Here is an 18,020-nt window from a genome sequence, read left to right as displayed (position 1 = left end):
GAGCGCTTTCGGGCAGGACGAGCAGTTCACGAGGCGCGGGGCGCGGTCAGCTTGCCGAGCAGCTGGGCAGGCCGGCCGTGTCGCCCGTGCGGATCTTGTCGACGGACGCCTTGGCGTCCGAGAGGTTCTTGACCCTGACGAGGGTGAGCCCGTTCGGGGTGTCCGCCGCCGCTGCCTTGCAGTTGTCGGACGGCGTGAGGAAGTACCGCGCGCCCGCGTCGCGCGCGCCGACCATCTTCATCGCGATGCCCCCGATGGGGCCCACCGTGCCCTTGTCGTCGATGGTGCCCGTGCCGGCGATGAACTTGCCGCCGGTGAGCGAGCCGGGCGTCAGCTCGTCGATCAGTCCGAGGGAGAACATCATTCCGGCACTCGGGCCGCCGACGTCGGCCAGCTTGATGTCGATGTCGAACGGGAAGGTGTGGTCCGTGCCCGCGGCGATGCCGACGATGGCGCGCGCCTTGCCGCTGTCGTGCGAGAGCGCCGTCTTCACGGTGACCTCGCGGCTGCCCGAGGGCTCCTTGCCCGCCTTCTTGGCGGCGGCCGCGGTCTTGGCGGGCACCACCGTGAAGACGACGTCCTGGCCGGGCTTGTGCTTGGTGACGAGCCCGGCGACCTGGTCGGGGCGCGTGACCTTCGTGCCGTCCACGGCCTCGATCAGGTCGCCCGCGTGGAGCTTGCCCTCGGCCGGGCTGTTCTTCAGCACGCTCGCCACGTTGACGTGCGAGACGACCGGGATGTGCAGCTCCTTGAGCGCGGCGACCTTGGCGCTCTCCTGGGACTGGCTGAACTCCTCGGCGTTCTCCTGCGACGACTGCTGCTCGGTCTGCCCGTTCGGGTAGAGCGTGTCGTGCGGGACGACGACGTCGTCGTGGGCCAGCCAGCCGTAGACGGCCTCCACCATGTTCATGCGGTAGTCGGCCTGCGTCACGCGGACCGTGACCATGTTCAGGTGGCCCGACGTCGGGTACGTCTTGTGCCCGGAGATCTGGAGGACCGGCTTGCCGCCGGGGCTCGACAGGGTGTTCACCGTGGGCCCGGGGCTCATCTCGGCGTACGGCACCTTCGTGAGGGCGCCCACGCAGAGGAGGGCGATCAGGACGAGGGTGGACGCGAGCATCGTCACGGTACGGCGCGGCATGGCTCGACAGTACGGGAACGGCCTGTGAGCGCACCGCGCGGGCCGGGGCGGCCGCACGGCTAATCGGCGGGTTCGCGCTCCATGGCGTCACGGAAGCGGGCGTAGCCGTTGAGCTCGGCTATGTCGCCCATGGTGTGGCTCTTGGAGGCCCAGCTTCCCCATATCGCGGCGCCGAGGGCGGCGACGACAGGGATCAGCAACCAGGTGAGCACGGCCATCGCGATCTCCCGTCCCAGTCAGCAGATTTGATCTACAGATTTACGTTCTGTAGAGCTAACGCTGCTGGGCGTGGAGTGGTTACGCAAATCGGACAAGATGCCCCGTGCGGGTTACGGGGGCTACGCCCCAACCCGCCCGCCCGTCGCCCGACCACCACCCCTCAACGAAGGGGCTACGCCCCCACCCACTCCTCGGTGCCGTCCGTGAAGGACTGGTGCTTCCAGATGGGGACCTCGTGCTTGAGGTCGTCGATCAGCCTGCGGCACGCCGCGAAGGCCTCCGCGCGGTGCGGGCAGGCGACCGCCACGATCACGGCCAGGTCGCCCACGCTCAGATCGCCCACACGGTGGACGGCGGCCAGCGCGCGCACCGGGAAGTCGGCGGCCACCTTCTCCGCGACCCGGCGCAGCTCCGCCTCGGCCGAGGGGTGGTGCGAGTAGCCGAGGGCCTCGACGTCGGCCCCCGAGTCGTGATCACGCACCGTGCCGACGAAGAGGGCCGTGCCGCCCGCCGCCGCGTCGCCCACCGCGGCGAAGACCTCGTCGAGGCTGAGCGGGGTGTCCCGGATCGCCAGCAGGCGCAGCGGCTGGTCCCCGCCGCGCTCACCCGGGTGGTCCGTACGGTCCTGTGTGGTTGCCATGAGGTCCATCGTGCCGTACGTCCGCTTCGTACTGCTACAGACGTCCGCTGCGGACGTCCGCCGCGGGCCGCTACAGCCGGCGGCGGGCCTTGCGCACCCTGCGCACCACGGCGGCCGTGCCGAGCAGCGCCACCGTCGCGCCGGCCGCGCCCGCGGCCGTCGCGTCCTTGCGGCCGAGCCTGCGGCCCGCCACGGTGTGCCTGCCCTCGACCTCTTCGAGGAGGGCGGCGAGCGCCTCCTCGTTGGTCCAGCGCGGCCGCCAGCCCGCGTCGTGCAGGGCGCTCACGCTGACCACCCAGGGGTACATGGTGTACGCGAGGTCGCCGGCCGGGGAGGGCGTGAGGCCGATCCTGTGCAGCCTGGCGGCAGCGCCGAGCGCGACCGCGGACGGCAGCTCCATGCGGCGGATGCCGGTGAGCTCCTCGACCTCGTCCTGTTCCAGCCAGCCGTCGCAGCCGACGGCGAACTCGCCCTCCACCTTGCCGTGCGCCGCGTACTCCAGGGCGCTGACCAGGTCGTCCACATGGCAGAACTGCCAGGTGGGGCGCGAGCCCGCGACGACGAGGAGGCGCGGGGACTCGAAGTAGCGGGTGAGCGCGGTGTCCGTGCCGCCGACGAGTACGGCCGGCCGTACGACGGTGACGTTGAGGCCCGGGTGAGCGCGCGGCGCCCTGCGGCCGAGCCGCTCGATCTCCAGCAGGTCGCCGACGCCGGCCGCCTCCGCGGTGGCGCGCAGCTCGGCGTCCTCGGAGAGGGGCACGTCGTTGTCCGGCAGCGCCCCGTAGACCATCGCCGACGTGCACAGCACGACCCTGTGCACGCCCGCGGCGGCGGCCGCGGTGAGCACGGTCTGCGTGCCGCGCACGTTGTAGGCGGTGCGCGCGGCCGGGTCGGACTCCAGGTCGAGGTCGAGCGCCAGGTGCACCACCACGTCCACGCCGCGCAGCCGGTCCGCGATCGCCGGGTCCCGTACGTCGAGGACGTGCCAGGTGGCGTCCTGGACGGTGCCGCGCCGCTCGTCGATGGCGATGACCTGCTGGGTCTCCGCGGACGTGGCGAGCCTGCGTGTCAGCAGGTCGCCGACCCCCGTGGCGGCGCCGGTGACGGCGACGACGGGGCCACGCGATCTGCTGGGGGTTGCGTGGTTTCGCGTAGCGCGAACCTGTGACTCTGGGGAACTCACCGGGCGGCTCCAGCGGTTGTCTTCAGTACGTATGTGAAGGACGCGTACGTACCAGGTGACGTTCATCCTGCCGCAGACTTCCCGGCGGATGCGGGTACGGGCCGGGGAGCCGTCCGGGTGTCGGTCGTGCATGTGCCGATCACGGACGCGGAACGCATCGCCCGCGTGCCTCGGGGCAGGCGCAGGTCGTGCCATGCCCCGAGGGCGCGGTGAAGCATAGGCTGGATGGTGCAGGGCAGCCGCTGCCGGCAGGAAGCCGGCGGCCTTACGAGCCGAGGAAACCCGTGAGTGACACCCCATTCGGATTCGGCCTTCCGCCGGAGGAGCCGGAGGACGGCGACGGCAAGAAGAAAGGTCCTGACGGAGGCGGTCAGGGTTCCGGTGGCCAGGGATCCGGCGGTCAGGGGCCGGGCGGCCAGGGGCCGGGCCAGGGAGGGCAGAACCCGTTCGGTTTCGGGTTCCCCGGCCTGCCGGGCGGCGGGAGCGGCGGCGCGGGCGGGGACAACCCGTTCGCCGCCATGTTCGGCTCCCTCAACCCGGGCGACCTGGGGCAGGCGTTCCAGCAGCTCGGCCAGATGCTGAGTTCCGGGAGCGGCCCCGTCAACTGGGACATGGCCAAGCAGATCGCCCGGCAGACCGTGGCGCAGGGCACCCCGGACGGCACGAAGGACGCGAGCGTCACCGCCGGGGACCGCGCGTCCGTCGGCGAGGCCGTGCGCCTGGCGGACCTGTGGCTCGACGGCGTGACGTCGCTGCCGTCGGGGGCCAACACGGCGGTGGCGTGGAGCCGCGCCGAATGGGTCGAGGCGACGCTGCCCGCGTGGCAGCAGCTGGTCGATCCCGTGGCGGAGCGTGTCGGCGCGGCGATGGGCGACGTCCTGCCCGCCGAGATGCAGGACATGGCGGGGCCGCTCATCGGCGTGATGCGGTCCATGGGCGGCGCGATGTTCGGCCAGCAGTTGGGGCAGGCCGTCGGCGTGCTGGCCGGTGAGGTGGTCGGCTCGACGGACATCGGCTTGCCGCTGGGCCCCGCCGGCAAGGCGGCGCTGCTGCCGCTGAACATCGAGGCGTTCGGCAAGGACCTGGGCGTGGCGAAGGAGGAGGTGCGGCTGTACCTGGCGCTGCGCGAGGCCGCCCACCAGCGGCTGTTCACGCACGTGCCGTGGCTGCGTTCGCACATCTTCGGCGCCGTCGAGGGCTACGCGCGGGGCATCAAGGTCGACACGTCGAAGCTGGAGGACGTGGTCGGGCAGTTCGACCCGTCGCACCCCGAGGAGCTCCAGGAGGCTCTCCAGCAGGGCATGTTCCAGCCCGAGGACACTCCGGAGCAGAAGGCCGCGCTGGCCCGTCTCGAGACGGCGCTCGCGCTGGTCGAGGGGTGGGTGGACGCGGTCGTCCACGAGGCCGCCAAGACCAGGCTGACGGGTGCCGACGCGCTGCGCGAGACGCTGCGCAGGCGGCGCGCGTCCGGCGGGCCCGCCGAGCAGACGTTCGCCACGCTGATCGGCCTGCAGCTGAGGCCGCGCAGGCTGCGTGACGCCTCCCGGCTGTGGGCGTCCCTGACGGACGCGCGCGGCGTGGACGGCCGCGACGGCCTGTGGGAGCACCCGGACATGCTGCCGACGGCGTCCGACCTGGACGACCCGGACGGTTTCGTGCACCGCGAGCAGATCGACTTCTCCGAGCTGGACAAGATGCTCGGCGAGGCGGCGGGCGGCGACCGAGGCCGGTCGCACGACCCCTTGAAGAAGGGCGAGGCGTCCGGGAGCGGGCAGGAGTCCGAGGACCGCCGAGACGACGAGGACCGCCGGGACGACGAGGGCGGCCCGGACGCGGACGGGACCGAGGGCAAGGGCGACAGCGGGAAGTGAGCCTCCACGACGACGCCGTTCTCGTGCTCAAGGGGTACGGGAACGGCACCGGCGGTGACGCCGCCGAAACCGAACAGTGCGACCTGCGCCAGGCGTACCTGGATCACCTGGCCGCCCACCCGGACGGCATGTGGAAGGCGTGCGGGGCCGGGCACCTGACGGCGAGCGCGCTGGTCGTCGACCCGGCGCGCGAGCGGGTGCTGCTGACGCTGCACCGCAAGCTCGGCATGTGGCTCCAGATGGGCGGCCACTGCGAGCCCGGGGACGTCTCGCTGGAGGCCGCGGCGCTGCGCGAGGCCACCGAGGAGTCCGGGATCGCGGGGCTCGCCCTGGCGCCCGGCGGGCCCGTCCGGCTGGATCGGCATCCGATCCCGCCGCCCTGCCACGTCCACCTCGACGTGCAGTACGCGGCGATCGCGCCCGAGGGGGCCGTCGAGGCGATCAGCGAGGAGTCGCTCGACCTGCGCTGGTACGGCTACGACGAGGTGGCGGACGTCGCCGACGCCTCCGTGCGGCGCCTGCTCGCCGCCACGCGCGCGCGGCTCTCCCGGCCCGCCGGTCAGGCTGTCCCGGGCAGCGACCGGGGCTGACCGACGGTGCCGTGCCCGGCATCGTCGAGCCGCGGGGCGAACCGCGACCGCCTCTGTCGGCGGCGGACGCCCAGGCCGGTCCTGAGCAGCGGACCCGGGTCCGGCCGGTGGGCGGGCCCACCGGCCGGACGGGTGGGCGGGCGTCAGCTCCAGACGTTGCCCTGGTTCTGGCCGCGGGCGCCCTGCTGGCCCATCCCGAACTGGGCGGCGATGCCGCCTCCGATCGCCGCGTCCTGCGGCGGCAGCAACTCGCTGGGCTGCACCAGGGCGAAGCCCTGGCCGAGGAAGCTCAGCTCCCAGCCCTCGCCGGTGCTGCCGCGCCGCCGCCGCACCGGCGACGAGTACGTCTGCGCCTGCATCTGCACCCGGAGCGACGTCGACCAGGCGACGATCGCGTCCGCGTCGACGTTGACGTACGTCTCGGGCGTGACACGCATCATCAGCGGCTTGCCCGAGGTCATCAGCGCGACCTTGCCGGTGCCCGTGATGTTGATCTGGTACTTGCCGGTGCCGGAGATGCCGTACTGGCTGTCCACGGCGATGACCTCGTGGTGGAGCGTCGAGTCGAGCGCCAGCACGTAGGCGCTGTCGACCGTCAGGCCGTCCCGGTCGACGTCCACGACGTGCACGTACTGCGCGAGGTTGGCGAGGTAGACGGTGCCCTGTCCCGAGACGCGCATCAGGTCGAGTCCCTCGCCCGTGCGCGCCCTGGCGCGGCGCTGCCCGGCGGAGCGGTACTCCCCGTCGAACTCCATCAGACCCTGGTAGGCGACCATGGCGCCCTTGCGGGCCAGGACGTCGTCCTGCCCGGTGAGCGCGACGCGCAGCAGCTGGCTGTTCTGCAGCGCGTACCGTTCCTGCGTCTGCGCTTCCGTGTAGGCGAAAAGCGGGCTCTGCATGGTGGTTGTCTCCCCCTCTCAGCCGCGGATCCGCAGGCGGTCCGTGCTGTCCTCGCTGGGCTGTACGACGACGATCCCCTGGCCGGAGAACGCCATCTGGTAGGCCTCGCCGCTGCCGCGCCCGATGAGGGCGCCCGCCTTGAAGCTGCGCTTCCCCTTCACCTTCAGGTTGGGCGACCAGGCCACCAGTGCGTCCGGGTCGACGTACGTCTCGTCCTCGCCCTTGCCGCAGTCGACCACGACGGGCGTACCGCGCGAGGTCAGGGCGACCCAGCCGGTGCCGGAGATCTGCACGTTCCACATGCCCTGGCCGGCGAACTTGGCGAGCCCCTTGACGCGTTCGACGCCCCACTGCAGGTGCGCGTCGAAGGCGAGCACGTTGGTGCCGTTCACGGAGATCGCGTCGTTCGCGAGGTTGACCACGATGATGTGCGCGCCGTAGTCGGCGAGGTAGAGGAGGCCGTCCCCGGCGCACTTCATGAGGGGCGCGCCCTCGCCGGTGACCCAGTGCTCCGCCATGTGCCGCACGGACGGCGGGTTGGGCTCGTACTGGATGAACCCCTCGTACGCGACCATGGAGCCGGTTCGCGCGTACAGGTCCTGGCCGGTCGCCATGGCGACCTTCAGCATGGTGTCGCCGTGGTTCTCCATCCTGGCCGCGATCGGGGTCGGGGCGTAGCCCGCGAGCTGCTGTTCCGTCATGCCGGGCTCCCTCAGACCTCGTACGGCTGGACGACGATGAAGTTCCCCGGCGCGCCGCGGAACTGGAGGTTCACGGTCTCCCCGCTGTGCCCGGGGTACGCGTTGCGGCGCAGCCTGACCTGGCTGGACAGGATGACCTGGGCCGCTGCCGACCAGGCGACGACGGCGTTGCAGTCGGCGAACGTGGTCGGCGTGACGGGCAGGACGACGGGGGTGCCGTGCGTCTTGACGACGACGGTGCCCGTGCCCTGGAAGAGCATGGTGAACAGGGCGCCGCCGGGGATCCCGTGGCCGTCGATCCTGCGGACCTCGTAGCTCAGGGACTCGTCGAAGGCGAGGACGTTCTCCGCGGAGACGCAGATGCCGTCGCCCTGCAGCTCCACCTGGTGCAGGTGGGCATTGTTGTCGGCGAGGAAGACCTGGCCGCGTCCCGTGCAGCGCATCAGCTGCATCTCCTGGCCCGTGGCGTTGCCGACGATGCGGCCGGCGAAGCCTGCGCCCTTGTAGCCGAAGTCGACCTTGCCCTGGTACATGACCATGCTGCCCTGCCTGGCCAGCACGGGCGCGCCGCCCGCCATGGTGAGGTCGACGCGCATGAGGTGGCCGTTCTGGGCCGTCCACCGCTGGCCGGTGGGGACCTCCTTGTAGAGGTTCAGCGCGGCGTGCAGGCCGGCCCCTCCCGGCGGCGCGCCCTGCGGCACGAACCCCTGCACGGCGCCGCCGCCCTGCGGCGGGCCGCCGAACGGGTTGCCCATGGGCTGCGGGGGCGCGCCGAACGGGGCCTGGCCGGGCGCGGGCTGCCCGTACGGGGCCGGTGGCGCGCCGAACGGCTGCCCCGGGCCAGGCGCCTGGCCCGGTACCTGTCCGTAGGGCGGCGGGGTGGGGGCGCCGGGCGCGGGCGGCGGGGGTGCGGGCGGCGGCGGTGCGGGCGGCGGCGGTGCGGTGTCGCCGTAGGGCGCCGGGGCGGCGCCCGGCATGGCGGCCACGGTGGGGGCGGCGTGGATCGGCGGCGCGCCCTCGGCCGCGTACGGCTGCGGCGGCGGAGGCGGCTGGGGGGCGGCTGTGGGCGCGGCGAACGGCTCAGCGCTCTGGGGTGGCTGAGGCGGCTGAGGCGCGGGGGGCGGCACCTGGGGCGCCTGCTGCGGCTGGGGCGCCTGAGGCGCCGCGGGGGCGGCGAAGGCGGGGGGCGCGAACCCCGGTGCCTGGCCCGCGGGCGGCTGGGGCGCCTCCTGCTCCTCGGCGACCTCGCCGCCGAAGTTCTTGAGCAGCGCGTCCAGTCCGCCGTCGAACCCCTGACCGACGGCCGCGAACCGCCAGACGTCCTTGCGGTAGAAGTCGCCGAGCATCACGGCACGCTCGGTGGAGAACTCGGCGCCGGTGAAGGCGTACCTGACGACCTCTTCGCCGCCCGCCACGATCCTGATGTACCCGGGCCCCACCTGGGACATCTGGCCCGCACCGTCGACGGTCGCGGTGAAGGACAGCTTGTGGATGGACGCGGGCACGCGGTCGAGCGTCACCCTGAACGACTCCGTGTCACCCGCCTGCGCCCCGAGCAGCTGCACCGACTCCTCAGGGGTCTTGGGCTGGTTGAAGAAGACGAAGTAGCGGTCGTCCGAGAGACGCTCGTCGGCGTCGAGACCGAAACAGCTGATGTCGAACGTCAGACCGGGGCCGGCGATCTGCACACCCACGTACAGGTCGGTTCCCGGAGTGAGATCACTGACCTTGGCCTTGTGTCCGCGCTGGAATTGCCTGGGCATGCGTAAGGACCGTCCCCCATCCGGAATACGTGTGTGCGTCGCGCCAGGCTAGCCGCTGGGTCCGCGTTCGCGGCAGGCCGGTGCGCGTTCGGTACAGGATCGGCAAAAACGGTCGCGGTCGCCCGGGGCTCACTCCGCGTCCGCGGCCGCCTCCTCGCCGGAAGCCGGCGGGACCGGCAGCCGGCCGGCGGCCACGACGCCCTCGAGGTACCCGCGGGCGCGCTCGGTGCGCGGGTAGACCTCCAGCAGCCGCCAGAAGTCCGGGCCGTGCCCCGGGACGATGAGGTGCGCGAGTTCGTGCAGCAGCACGTAGTCGACGACGTACTCCGGCATGCCCTGGAGGCGGTGCGAGAGCCGGATGCTGGCCTCGGCGGGGGTGCAGGACCCCCAGCGGGTGTTCTGGTTGGTGACCCAGCGCACGGTGGCGGGCCGCGCCCTGCCGCCGAAGTACTGGCGCGACAGCCGCTGCGCCCGCCCGGCCAGTTCGTCGTCACCGAGCGTCCGCTTGCTCTCCTGGGCGGCGAGCTTGTCGAGCATCACCGTGACCCAGCGCCGCTCCTCGGCCTTCGTCATCCGGGCGGGGATCAGCACGATCGTCCTGTCGCCCTCGCGGTACGCGGACACGGTGCGCCGGCGGCGGGTGGACCTGCGGACCTCGACCGCGGGGGCGGCCCCCGTCGGGGCGGCGCCGGTGGCGGCGGGGCCCGTGGCGGTCGCCGCCTTCGCGGCGGCGCGGGCGGCTGAGGCGCCGCGGGGGGCGCGGCCCGGCTGGGCGGGGCGGTCGGCTGGCACGCCATGACCGTACCCGGCACGGGCCCCGGCCGGGACGCACCTTGCGGTGATATGAGTCATTGAAATGACTTCCACCCCCAGCCTGTGGACAACTTTCCGCACGGGATTCCCGCGCGGTGCAGGCTTACGACCGACGCGCACGACCGGTGCGCACGGACACGGGGGACGGCGGATGCGACCGATGGTGAAGCCCGCGCTGCGGCGGGCATGGCGAGGGCGGACGGTGCAGTTCGGGGTGACGCCCGCGCACGCGCTGCGGGTGGGGCCCCTCGACAGGGTGACGGGCGGCTTCCTGGATCTTCTCGACGGCACCCGCTCCATGGCGGTGCTGGCGGCCGAGGCCCGCGCGAGGGGCCTGCCGTGGGAGCGCGTGGAGCCGCTGGTGCACCGGCTGGCCGCGGCGGGGGTGGTCGACGACACGGAGGCGGGCCCGCCGGCGGCCGCCGCGCTGCGGGCGGGGCCCGGCGCACTCGACCGGCTGCGCGGCGAGCTCGCGTCCCTGTCGGTGGTGCATGCGGCGCCCGGCGCGGCCTGCGCCCGGCTGGCGTCGCGCGGCGGCACACGCGTGCGGGTGCACGGCGCGGGCCGGGTCGGGGCCGCGGTGGCGGCGGCGCTCACGGCGGCGGGCGTCGGCCGGGTGGAGGTCCAGGACGGCGGCACGGTCGAGCCGTGGGACGCGGGTCCCGGCGGCCTGCCGCCGGAGGCGATCGGCGAGCGCAGGCAGGCCGCGGCGGCCCGGCTGGTGAGGACGTCGGCGCCGGGGGGCGCCCCGCCCGGCGCGGCCGCCGCGCGAAACGCGCCCCTGGCCCTCGTGGTGGTGGCCCCCAGGGACGGGCTCGCCGCCTACCGCCCGGAGCCCGGCGCGGCCCAGGCGTGGACGGCGGCCGGGATCCCCCACCTGTACGCGGGCGTCGTCGAGGCGACGGGGTTCGTGGGGCCGCTGGTGCTGCCCGGCGGCACGGCGTGCGCCGGGTGCCTCCTGCGCACGGCGGCCGCGCGGGACCCGCACGAGCCGCGGATGCTGGCCCAGTGGCGCTCCGGGCGCGGGGCGCGCGCCGTGCCCGCCTGCGACGGTGCGCTGGCCGCCGCCGTGGCGGGGCTCACAGCGGCACACGCCCTGTCGTTCCTGGACGGGGAGCTGCCGACGAGCACGGGTGCACGCTGGGAGGTGGCTCAGCCGCTGCTCGACTGGCGGCCCCGGCGCGTGGCGCCCCACCCGCACTGCCCGTGCGGTGCGTTTGCCAAGACAACAGCCTCCGAGGGGGTGGGCATGGCCGAGACGGAGGCCGAGCGCGACACAATGGCGGTGTAGCCGCCGCACCACGGCACGGCTGTCCGGTACCAGGAGGGGCGTAATGTCTGATCTTCCCCGGAAGGCGGTCACCCGCACTGCCAAGTTGGCCGCACTGCCGATCGGGTTCGCGGGCCGGGCGACCTGGGGGCTGGGAAAGCGGATCGGCGGGGCTTCCGCGGATATCGTCACCAAGGAACTGCAGCAGCGCACGGCCGACCAGCTGTTCAAGGTGCTGGGCGAGCTCAAGGGCGGCGCGATGAAGTTCGGGCAGCTGCTGTCCGTCTTCGAGTCGGCCCTGCCCGAGGAGGTCGCCGGCCCCTACCGGGCCACCCTGACGAAGCTGCAGGACGCGGCGCCGCCGATGCCCACGCAGACGGTGCACGGTGTCCTGGAGGAGCAGCTCGGCGAGGACTGGCGCGGCCTGTTCCTGGAGTTCGAGGACAAGCCGTCGGCGGCGGCCTCGATCGGCCAGGTCCACCGGGCGGTCTGGCACGACGGCCGCGAGGTCGCGGTGAAGGTGCAGTACCCCGGCGCGGGCGAGGCGCTGCTCTCCGACCTGGCGCAGCTGAGCCGGTTCGTGCGGCTGCTCGGCCCGCTGATCCCGGGCATGGACATGAAGCCGCTGGTCACCGAGATGCGCGACCGGGTCTCCGAGGAGCTGGACTACGCGCTCGAAGCAGAGGCGCAGCGTGAGCACGCCCGCGAGTTCGTGGACGATCCGGACGTCGTCGTGCCGGACGTCGTGCACCAGAGCGACCAGGTCCTCGTGACGGAGTGGATCGACGGCACGCCGCTCGCGGAGATCATCTCGTCGGGCACCCAGGAGCAGCGCGACCGAGCGGGCCAGCTGCTCGCGCGGTTCCTGTTCTCGGGCCCGATGCGCACGGGGCTGCTGCACGCGGACCCGCACCCGGGCAACTTCCGGCTCCTGCCGCCGCGGGAGGAGCCGGGCGGCGAGGACGGGGAAGACGGCGGGAGCGGCGAGCTGCGGCTCGGCGTGCTCGACTTCGGGACGGTCGACCGGCTGCCCGGCGGGCTCCCCGAGACCATCGGCGAGGCGCTGCGGATGACGATCGACGGCGAGTCCGACGCCGTCTACGAGATGCTGCGCGCCGAGGGGTTCGTCAGGGAGACCATCGACCTCGACCCGGAAGCCGTGCTCGACTACCTGCTGCCGATCATCGAACCAGCCGGGGTCGAGGAGTTCACGTTCACCCGCGCCTGGATGCGCACCCAGGCGGCGCGGATCGCCGACCCGCGCTCCCCCGCGCACCAGCTGGGCAGGCAGCTGAACCTGCCGCCGTCGTACCTGCTGATCCACCGCGTCACGCTGTCCACCATCGGGGTGCTGTGCCAGCTGGGCGCGACCGTGCGGCTGAAGGACGAGCTGGAGGACTGGCTGCCCGGCTTCTACGTCGAGTACGTCTACGACGACGAGGCGGACGAGGCGGACGAGGCCGACGGGGAGGCTCTGGAGGGCGAGGCGGCCCCGACCGCGGATGCCGGTGCCGGTGCCGCGGCCGGCGAGGGCACCGGGGCATGAGAAGTGTGGCCGGGCCCCTCGGGGCTCGGCCACACGTGGTTTCGCGCTAGCGCGCGAGAGCCGTCACGGCGTGAGCCGTCACTGCATGACGGCCATCGCCAGGGCGCGGCGCGCCCGCATCGACACGCGCTCGGCGCGTCGCTGCATGCGCCTGGCCACGATCACGTGCGTGGCCTGACGGCTCGCATGGGCCTCGCGCAGCCGTTCGTCCATATGCGCGCGGGCCAGGGCTTCTGGGATGAGTTGCATCTCACGGGTCCTGTTCTGGCGCGCCTTGTGCGCGCCATTCGTGGGGAAGTCAGTGGTCGCGGAGCCCTTGGGCTCGCTGGTGGAAGAGGTCATCGGAGCCTGCTTCTGGGGATCGTGCGTGAGGGGACGGTCGATCGTTCCGCGCGTGTTCATGCCGCGACCGGGTTCTTGCGCGGGCGGCCGCGCGGCCGCTTGCGTGCCACGACCACGCCCTGGACGAAGAGCTCCCCGCCCCAGACGCCCCAGGGCTCGCGGCGCTCCTTGGCACCCGCGAGGCAGGCCTCGACGAGCGGGCAGGTGCGGCACAGGGACTTGGCGTACTCCACGTCGGCCGGCGACTCGGCGAAGAAGACCTCCGGGTCGTAGGCGCGGCAGGGAACGGGCGAGCCGAGGTTCTCGATCGCCTCGTCGAGGGCGGTGAGCTGGGTCAGCGGGGTCAAGGCGGAGTCCTCCGTGGGGCCGGGCGGGGGGATCGTGTCGGAAGGCGGTACGGACGGGGCGTGCGCTTCGAGTTGCACGGGGTTTCTTCCTCGTCTTGTTCGGTCCGGCCGGTCGGCCGGACATCGTCGGGTACCGGGTTTTCGTGCCCCGAGGCCCCTTCGCTCCGTCCGTCCCTGTCGGGACAAACAGAAGGGCCGCGGATCCCGGGTGGGGTTCCGCGGCCCTGAAGGCGCCGGCCTGATTGCCGATCAGGCTGGATGACTCCAGGGTTCAGGCCCACGGAAGGCCCACATCTCGTGGTCGTGCGTCGTCGTCTGCTGCTTCTGTGCTCCGGCACTGGCCGCCGCGGAGACATAGGCCTCCGCCTGCTCTGCCGCTCCTGCCACCAGTGCCCCGGTCGGTCGCTCATTGCCCACGCGCTCGCACACCGGCAGGAAGGACACGCCGAGACCGGAGGGGGAGACGGGCCGCGTCTCAAAGACGCCGGACATACCGGTGCCGTTGAGAATCACGGGCGGGAAGCCGAGGGAGACACGGGCGAAGGACTGGTCGGCCAGTTTGGCGGTGCTGATGAAGCTGCTCGTCATGCTGATCACGTCAATCGCCTCCTCTCGGCGTCTCGGGATCCGGCCCGGGCCGGTTCCTCACGTATGCGGACAATGTCGCTGCGCTGCTTGCCCGGAGCAATACCGGGCAAGTGAAGTACAGCACGGGAAGTGGTCTTCGAGAAGACCGCCGTTCCCGTGGAAAGAACCTATGGGGATTCGCCCGGCGGGCGCAAACCATTTTCCCGACGAGTTTGCGTCAGCGCGCCCCGCCGTCGCCCGAACGCTCCTCACCTGCGCAGATGGCCAGCACATCGTCCCCGAACCGGGTGAGTTTGCGGCGGACGACGCCGGCGATGCCGGCCAGCTCCCGCTCGTCGGACGGCACCGCCTCCGCGATCGCGATCAGGGTCTTGTCCGTGAAGACGCAGTACGCGGGCTGGCCGAGCACGCGCGCCTGCTCCGCGCGCCAGGCGTGGAGACGCTCGTAGACTCCCTCGTCCATGTCCGACGGGCAGTCCTCGCACCGCATCAGCTTCATCTCGCCCGCCTCCGTCAGCGTCCTGCCGCACACCCGGCAGCGGGCCGGCCTGCGCTCGCGCCTGCGCCGCGCGTGCCCCTCGCCCCGCGGCCCCGGCGCACCCACGCTGCCCAGCTCCACCGAGCCCCCCGCACCGTCCGCCGCCACCCGCGCCACGCGGCCGCCGCCCGGGCGCAGGCCGGTCAGGAACCTCGACGCCTTCCTGGTCGGGCGGCCGCCGGGCGAACGGGACAGCGACCAGGACAGCGACAGGTGCGTACGGGCGCGGGTCACCCCCACGTACAGCAGCCTGCGCTCCTCCTCGACCTGCGCCTCCGTCTTGGCGTACGTGATCGGCACCGTGCCCTCCGCGAGGCCGACCAGGAACACCGCATCCCATTCGAGGCCCTTCGCCGCGTGCAGCGAGGCGAGCGTGACGCCCTGCACCATGGGCGCGTGCTGCGCGGCGGCGCGCTCGTCCAGCTCGGCGACGAGGTCGGCGAGCGTGGCTTCCGGGCGGGCCCCCGCGAAATCCTCCGCGAGCCTGACCAGCGCGGCCAGCGACTCCCACCGGTCGCGCACCGCGCCCGAACCGGTCGGCGGCTGATCCGTCCAGCCCTTGGTCGACAGCACGGCCCGCACCTGCGAGGGCAGCTCGACCATGCCGTCGAGCAGGGCGTCGTTGCCCCCGAAGCGCGCCGCGCCGCGCAGCGCGGCACCCGCCTCCCGCACCTCCTGGCGCTCGAAGAACCGCTCGGCGCCGCGCAGTTGGTAGGGCACGCCCGCGTCGGCGAGCGCCTGCTCGTACACCTCCGACTGCGCGTTGATCCGGAAGAGGACGGCGATCTCGCCGGCGGGCACGCCGGCCGCGATCAGGTCGCGGACGCGGCGCGCGGTGCCCTCCGCCTCGGCCGGCTCGTCCCCGTACTCCGTGTAGACGGGCTCGGGGCCCTTGCCGCGCTGGGAGACCAGTTCGAGCCGGTGGTCGGCGGCGCGGCCGCGCGCCTGGCCGAGCAGTCCGTTGGCGAGGTGCACGACCTGGGGCGACGAGCGGTAGTCCCGCACGAGCTTGACCACCGTGGCGCCGGGGTGGCGGGTGCGGAAGTTCAGCAGGTGGTCGGGGGTGGCTCCGGTGAACGAGTAGATCGTCTGGCTCGCGTCGCCGACGACGCAGAGCGTCTCCCTGTCGCCGAGCCACAGCTCGAGCAGGCGCTGCTGGAGCGGGCTGACGTCCTGGTACTCGTCGACCACGAAGTGCTGGTACTGGCCGCGCACCTGCTCGGCGATGTCGCGCCGGTCCTGGAGGACGGCCACCGTCAGCAGCAGCACGTCCTCGAAGTCGATCACCGACCTGTCGCGCTTGAGCTGCTCGTAGGCCGCGTAGATCTGGCCCGTCTCCGCCGCGTCCCGCGCGGTCTCGCGGGACGACTTGGCGAGCGCGGTCACATAGTCGGCCGGCACCGTCTGGGTGACCTTGGCCCACTCGATCTCGCCCGTGACGTCGCGCAGCTCCCCCCGGTCGAGGCGGACGCGGCAGCGCGCCGCGGCCTCCGCCACCAGCTGCGCCTTGCGGTCGAGGAGGCGGGGCAGCTCCCCGCCGACGGCCTTCGGCCAGAAGAACTGGAGCTGGCGCAGCGCGGCCGAGTGGAACGTACGCGCCTGCACCCCCGAGGCGCCGAGCTGGCGCAGGCGGCCGCGCATCTCCCCCGCCGCCCTGTTCGTGAACGTGACGGCGAGGACGCTGGCGGGCTGCAGCATGCCGGCGCGCACGCCGTACGCGATGCGGTGCGTGATGGCGCGGGTCTTGCCCGTACCGGCCCCGGCGAGCACGCACACCGGCCCGTGCAGCGCCGTCGCCACGGCGCGCTGCTCGGGGTCGAGGCCCTCAAGCACGGCGTCGGCGTCGCGTGGCGGGAGCGGTGAGGAGTGCGTTGCTGCGGTCACCCCGCCATGCTGCCAGGTCGCGTGTGACGGGCGTGCGCCACTGTCCACAGGCGGGGTGCGATTGTCGTACCGATACCGCGGGGAGCGGCGCCCGGACGGCGCCGGGCAACCGGAGGCGCCCTACGGGAATGGTGGGCGGGGGTTGTACGTTCCATCAATGCGCCACGCGGGAGCGTGCGCCGGGCGGGACTCACACGAAGGAGCGCGAGGGACATGGCGGGCAACGTCACGATGTACAGCACCACCTGGTGCGGCTACTGCCGCCGGCTCAAGAGCCAGATGGACCGGGCGGGCATCGCGTACAGCGAGGTCAACATCGAGCAGGACCCGGCGTCCGCCGCGTTCGTCGAGAAGGCCAACGGCGGCAACCAGACGGTCCCGACCGTACTCTTCGCGGACGGTTCCACGCTGACGAACCCGTCGCTCGCGCAGGTCAAGGAGAAGATCGGCGCCTGACGCCGGCCCCTTGCCGAGCGGCCCCCGCCCGTAGGGCAGGGGGCCGCTGTGCACGCGTGCGCGACCAGCCACTCAGCTCGCGAGGTAGCCGGCGCAGGACGGGTCGAACCGGACGACGACGTCCGTGCCCGGGCGACACTCGAGGCCGGCCTTCGCCGAAGCGGTGATGGACACGTCCGCCGACCGTACGACGAGTTCGAGCCGGTCGCCGAGGAACTCCGAGGACTCCACCACCCCGGCGAACTCGTTCTCGCCCGGTGTCGTGCCCGCGGTGCCCGGCCGCACCTCGACATCCTCGGGGCGCACGCAGACGAACCCGCCGTCGTGGTAGCGCACGTCCTCGCCGGGGGCCGTGCGCGCGCACAGCACCGGGCCGATGTCCGTCTTGGCCAGCCCGCCCCCGCCGCGTGCCGGTGAGGCGTCCCGCACCGGGAAGAGGTTCGCGCTCCCGATGAAGTCGGCGACGAAGGCGGAGCGCGGGAACGCGTAGAGGCGCTCGGGCCGGTCGATCTGCTCGACGCGGCCCTGGTTCATCACGATCACCGTGTCCGACATGGCCAGGGCCTCGGCCTGGTCGTGGGTGACGTACAGGGCGGTGACCCCGAACCGCTCCTGGAAGGCCCGCAGCTCCTGCCTGAGCCTGGACCGCAGCTTTGCGTCGAGGTTGGACAGCGGCTCGTCGAGCAGCAGCACCTCGGGGTCTCCGAGCAGGGCGCGGGCCAGGGCGAGGCGCTGCTGCTGCCCGCCGCTGAGCTGGGTCGCCCAGCGGTCGGCCATCCCTGCGAGGCCGACCTGTTCGAGCATCTCGAGCGCTCGCGTGCGCACCTCGGGGCCCTTGATCCGGTTGCGGCCGTGCCGCATGGGGAAGGCCGCGTTGTCGACGACCCGCATGTGCGGCCAGATGCCGTACGACTGGGGCACCATCGCGATGGGCCGCTCCTCCGGCTTCACGTCGCGCCTCCCGGCGGCGTCGAAGACGACCTGGCCGCCCATCTCGATCCGCCCCTCCGAGGCGTGTTCGAGGCCGGCGACGCAGCGCAGTGTCGTCGTCTTGCCGCACCCGCTGGGCCCGAGGAGGGTGACGAACTGGCCCTTGGGCACCTCGAAGGAGACGCCGTCGATCGCGTATGCCGCCTCCGCGCCCGGTGAGCGCTCGTAGGACTTGCGCAGTCCGGAGATGACGACCGAGCTCGTTGTTTCCGTGTTCATCGCTTTCACCATGCTTTCT

General features: G+C 73.0%; 18 protein-coding genes. 5 read left to right on the top strand and 13 right to left on the bottom strand.

The window, feature by feature from the left end:
- Window positions 1-46: 46 nt before the first annotated feature.
- The 4 genes from IH48_RS0104460 to IH48_RS0104445 form a co-directional block, all read right to left on the bottom strand.
- Window positions 47-1,141 carry a PDZ domain-containing protein gene (locus tag IH48_RS0104460; protein ID WP_030899382.1) on the bottom strand — a complete coding sequence of 365 codons (1,095 nt, stop codon included), beginning with the start codon at window positions 1,139-1,141 and terminating at the stop codon, window positions 47-49.
- A 59-nt stretch (window positions 1,142-1,200) separates the two neighbouring features.
- Window positions 1,201-1,353, bottom strand: a complete 153-nt coding sequence (locus IH48_RS36540; protein WP_199809900.1) for a hypothetical protein — start codon at window positions 1,351-1,353, stop codon at window positions 1,201-1,203.
- Window positions 1,354-1,532: 179 nt separating this feature from the next.
- Window positions 1,533-2,009: a molybdenum cofactor biosynthesis protein MoaE gene (locus tag IH48_RS0104450; RefSeq protein WP_420705442.1), complete on the bottom strand. Its 477-nt coding sequence runs from the start codon at window positions 2,007-2,009 to the stop codon at window positions 1,533-1,535.
- Window positions 2,010-2,070: 61 nt separating this feature from the next.
- Window positions 2,071-3,183, bottom strand: a complete 1,113-nt coding sequence (locus IH48_RS0104445) for an SDR family oxidoreductase (RefSeq protein ID WP_030899378.1) — start codon at window positions 3,181-3,183, stop codon at window positions 2,071-2,073.
- Window positions 3,184-3,467: 284 nt separating this feature from the next.
- Here IH48_RS0104445 and IH48_RS0104440 point away from each other — a divergent pair, with 284 nt between their 5' ends.
- Together IH48_RS0104440 and IH48_RS0104435 are read left to right on the top strand one after the other, a co-directional pair.
- The gene (locus tag IH48_RS0104440; RefSeq protein ID WP_030899376.1) at window positions 3,468-5,054 is read left to right on the top strand and encodes a zinc-dependent metalloprotease; all 1,587 of its coding nucleotides are present in this window, start codon (window positions 3,468-3,470) and stop codon (window positions 5,052-5,054) included.
- Window positions 5,051-5,644, top strand: a complete 594-nt coding sequence (locus tag IH48_RS0104435) for an NUDIX hydrolase (protein WP_051839157.1) — start codon at window positions 5,051-5,053, stop codon at window positions 5,642-5,644. The genes IH48_RS0104440 and IH48_RS0104435 overlap by 4 nt, the downstream gene beginning before the upstream one ends.
- 143 nt (window positions 5,645-5,787) lie before the next feature.
- Here IH48_RS0104435 and IH48_RS0104430 read toward each other — a convergent pair whose 3' ends face one another.
- The 4 genes from IH48_RS0104430 to IH48_RS0104415 form a co-directional block, all read right to left on the bottom strand.
- A complete protein-coding gene (locus tag IH48_RS0104430; protein WP_030899372.1) occupies window positions 5,788-6,543 on the bottom strand; it encodes an AIM24 family protein in 756 nt (251 codons plus the stop codon).
- A gap of 18 nt (window positions 6,544-6,561) precedes the next feature.
- Complete coding sequence (locus tag IH48_RS0104425) at window positions 6,562-7,245, bottom strand: AIM24 family protein (protein ID WP_030899370.1); 684 nt, start codon at window positions 7,243-7,245, stop codon at window positions 6,562-6,564.
- Window positions 7,246-7,256: 11 nt separating this feature from the next.
- Entirely contained in the window at window positions 7,257-9,008 is a 1,752-nt protein-coding gene (locus IH48_RS0104420; protein WP_030899361.1) for a TerD family protein, read from the bottom strand.
- 129 nt (window positions 9,009-9,137) lie between these two features.
- Entirely contained in the window at window positions 9,138-9,800 is a 663-nt protein-coding gene (locus IH48_RS0104415) for a M48 family metallopeptidase (protein WP_051839155.1), read from the bottom strand.
- Window positions 9,801-9,972: 172 nt separating this feature from the next.
- Here IH48_RS0104415 and IH48_RS0104410 point away from each other — a divergent pair, with 172 nt between their 5' ends.
- On the top strand, window positions 9,973-11,112 hold the full coding sequence (locus IH48_RS0104410; protein WP_030899357.1) for a TOMM precursor leader peptide-binding protein: 1,140 nt from the start codon (window positions 9,973-9,975) through the stop codon (window positions 11,110-11,112).
- A 43-nt stretch (window positions 11,113-11,155) separates the two neighbouring features.
- Window positions 11,156-12,637 (top strand): ABC1 kinase family protein, encoded by a 1,482-nt coding sequence (locus IH48_RS0104405; RefSeq protein WP_030899354.1) that lies wholly within the window; start codon window positions 11,156-11,158, stop codon window positions 12,635-12,637.
- 78 nt (window positions 12,638-12,715) lie between these two features.
- On the opposite strand, the gene IH48_RS0104400 is transcribed toward IH48_RS0104405, so the two are convergent.
- The 4 genes from IH48_RS0104400 to IH48_RS0104385 form a co-directional block, all read right to left on the bottom strand.
- Entirely contained in the window at window positions 12,716-13,039 is a 324-nt protein-coding gene (locus IH48_RS0104400) for a hypothetical protein (protein ID WP_030899353.1), read from the bottom strand.
- Window positions 13,036-13,404, bottom strand: a complete 369-nt coding sequence (locus IH48_RS0104395; protein WP_030899347.1) for a WhiB family transcriptional regulator — start codon at window positions 13,402-13,404, stop codon at window positions 13,036-13,038. Before IH48_RS0104395 ends, IH48_RS0104400 begins: the two co-directional genes overlap by 4 nt.
- Before the next feature lie 171 nt (window positions 13,405-13,575).
- Window positions 13,576-13,923, bottom strand: coding sequence for a hypothetical protein (locus IH48_RS0104390; protein ID WP_030899345.1), 348 nt, complete (start codon window positions 13,921-13,923; stop codon window positions 13,576-13,578).
- Window positions 13,924-14,131: 208 nt separating this feature from the next.
- Complete coding sequence (locus IH48_RS0104385) at window positions 14,132-16,336, bottom strand: ATP-dependent DNA helicase UvrD2 (protein WP_234434133.1); 2,205 nt, start codon at window positions 16,334-16,336, stop codon at window positions 14,132-14,134.
- 213 nt (window positions 16,337-16,549) lie between these two features.
- Here IH48_RS0104385 and IH48_RS0104380 point away from each other — a divergent pair, with 213 nt between their 5' ends.
- Complete coding sequence (locus tag IH48_RS0104380) at window positions 16,550-16,792, top strand: mycoredoxin (RefSeq protein ID WP_030899334.1); 243 nt, start codon at window positions 16,550-16,552, stop codon at window positions 16,790-16,792.
- A 72-nt stretch (window positions 16,793-16,864) separates the two neighbouring features.
- Here IH48_RS0104380 and IH48_RS0104375 read toward each other — a convergent pair whose 3' ends face one another.
- Window positions 16,865-18,001 carry an ABC transporter ATP-binding protein gene (locus IH48_RS0104375; protein WP_234434132.1) on the bottom strand — a complete coding sequence of 379 codons (1,137 nt, stop codon included), beginning with the start codon at window positions 17,999-18,001 and terminating at the stop codon, window positions 16,865-16,867.
- Window positions 18,002-18,020 lie beyond the last annotated feature (19 nt).

It is taken from the genome of Streptomyces sp. NRRL F-5126, from assembly GCF_000721265.1.
In the GTDB taxonomy this organism is placed as follows: domain Bacteria; phylum Actinomycetota; class Actinomycetes; order Streptomycetales; family Streptomycetaceae; genus Streptomyces.
Note: the sequence above shows the minus strand (reverse complement) of the source record. Positions and strands in the feature narration are given on the sequence as shown.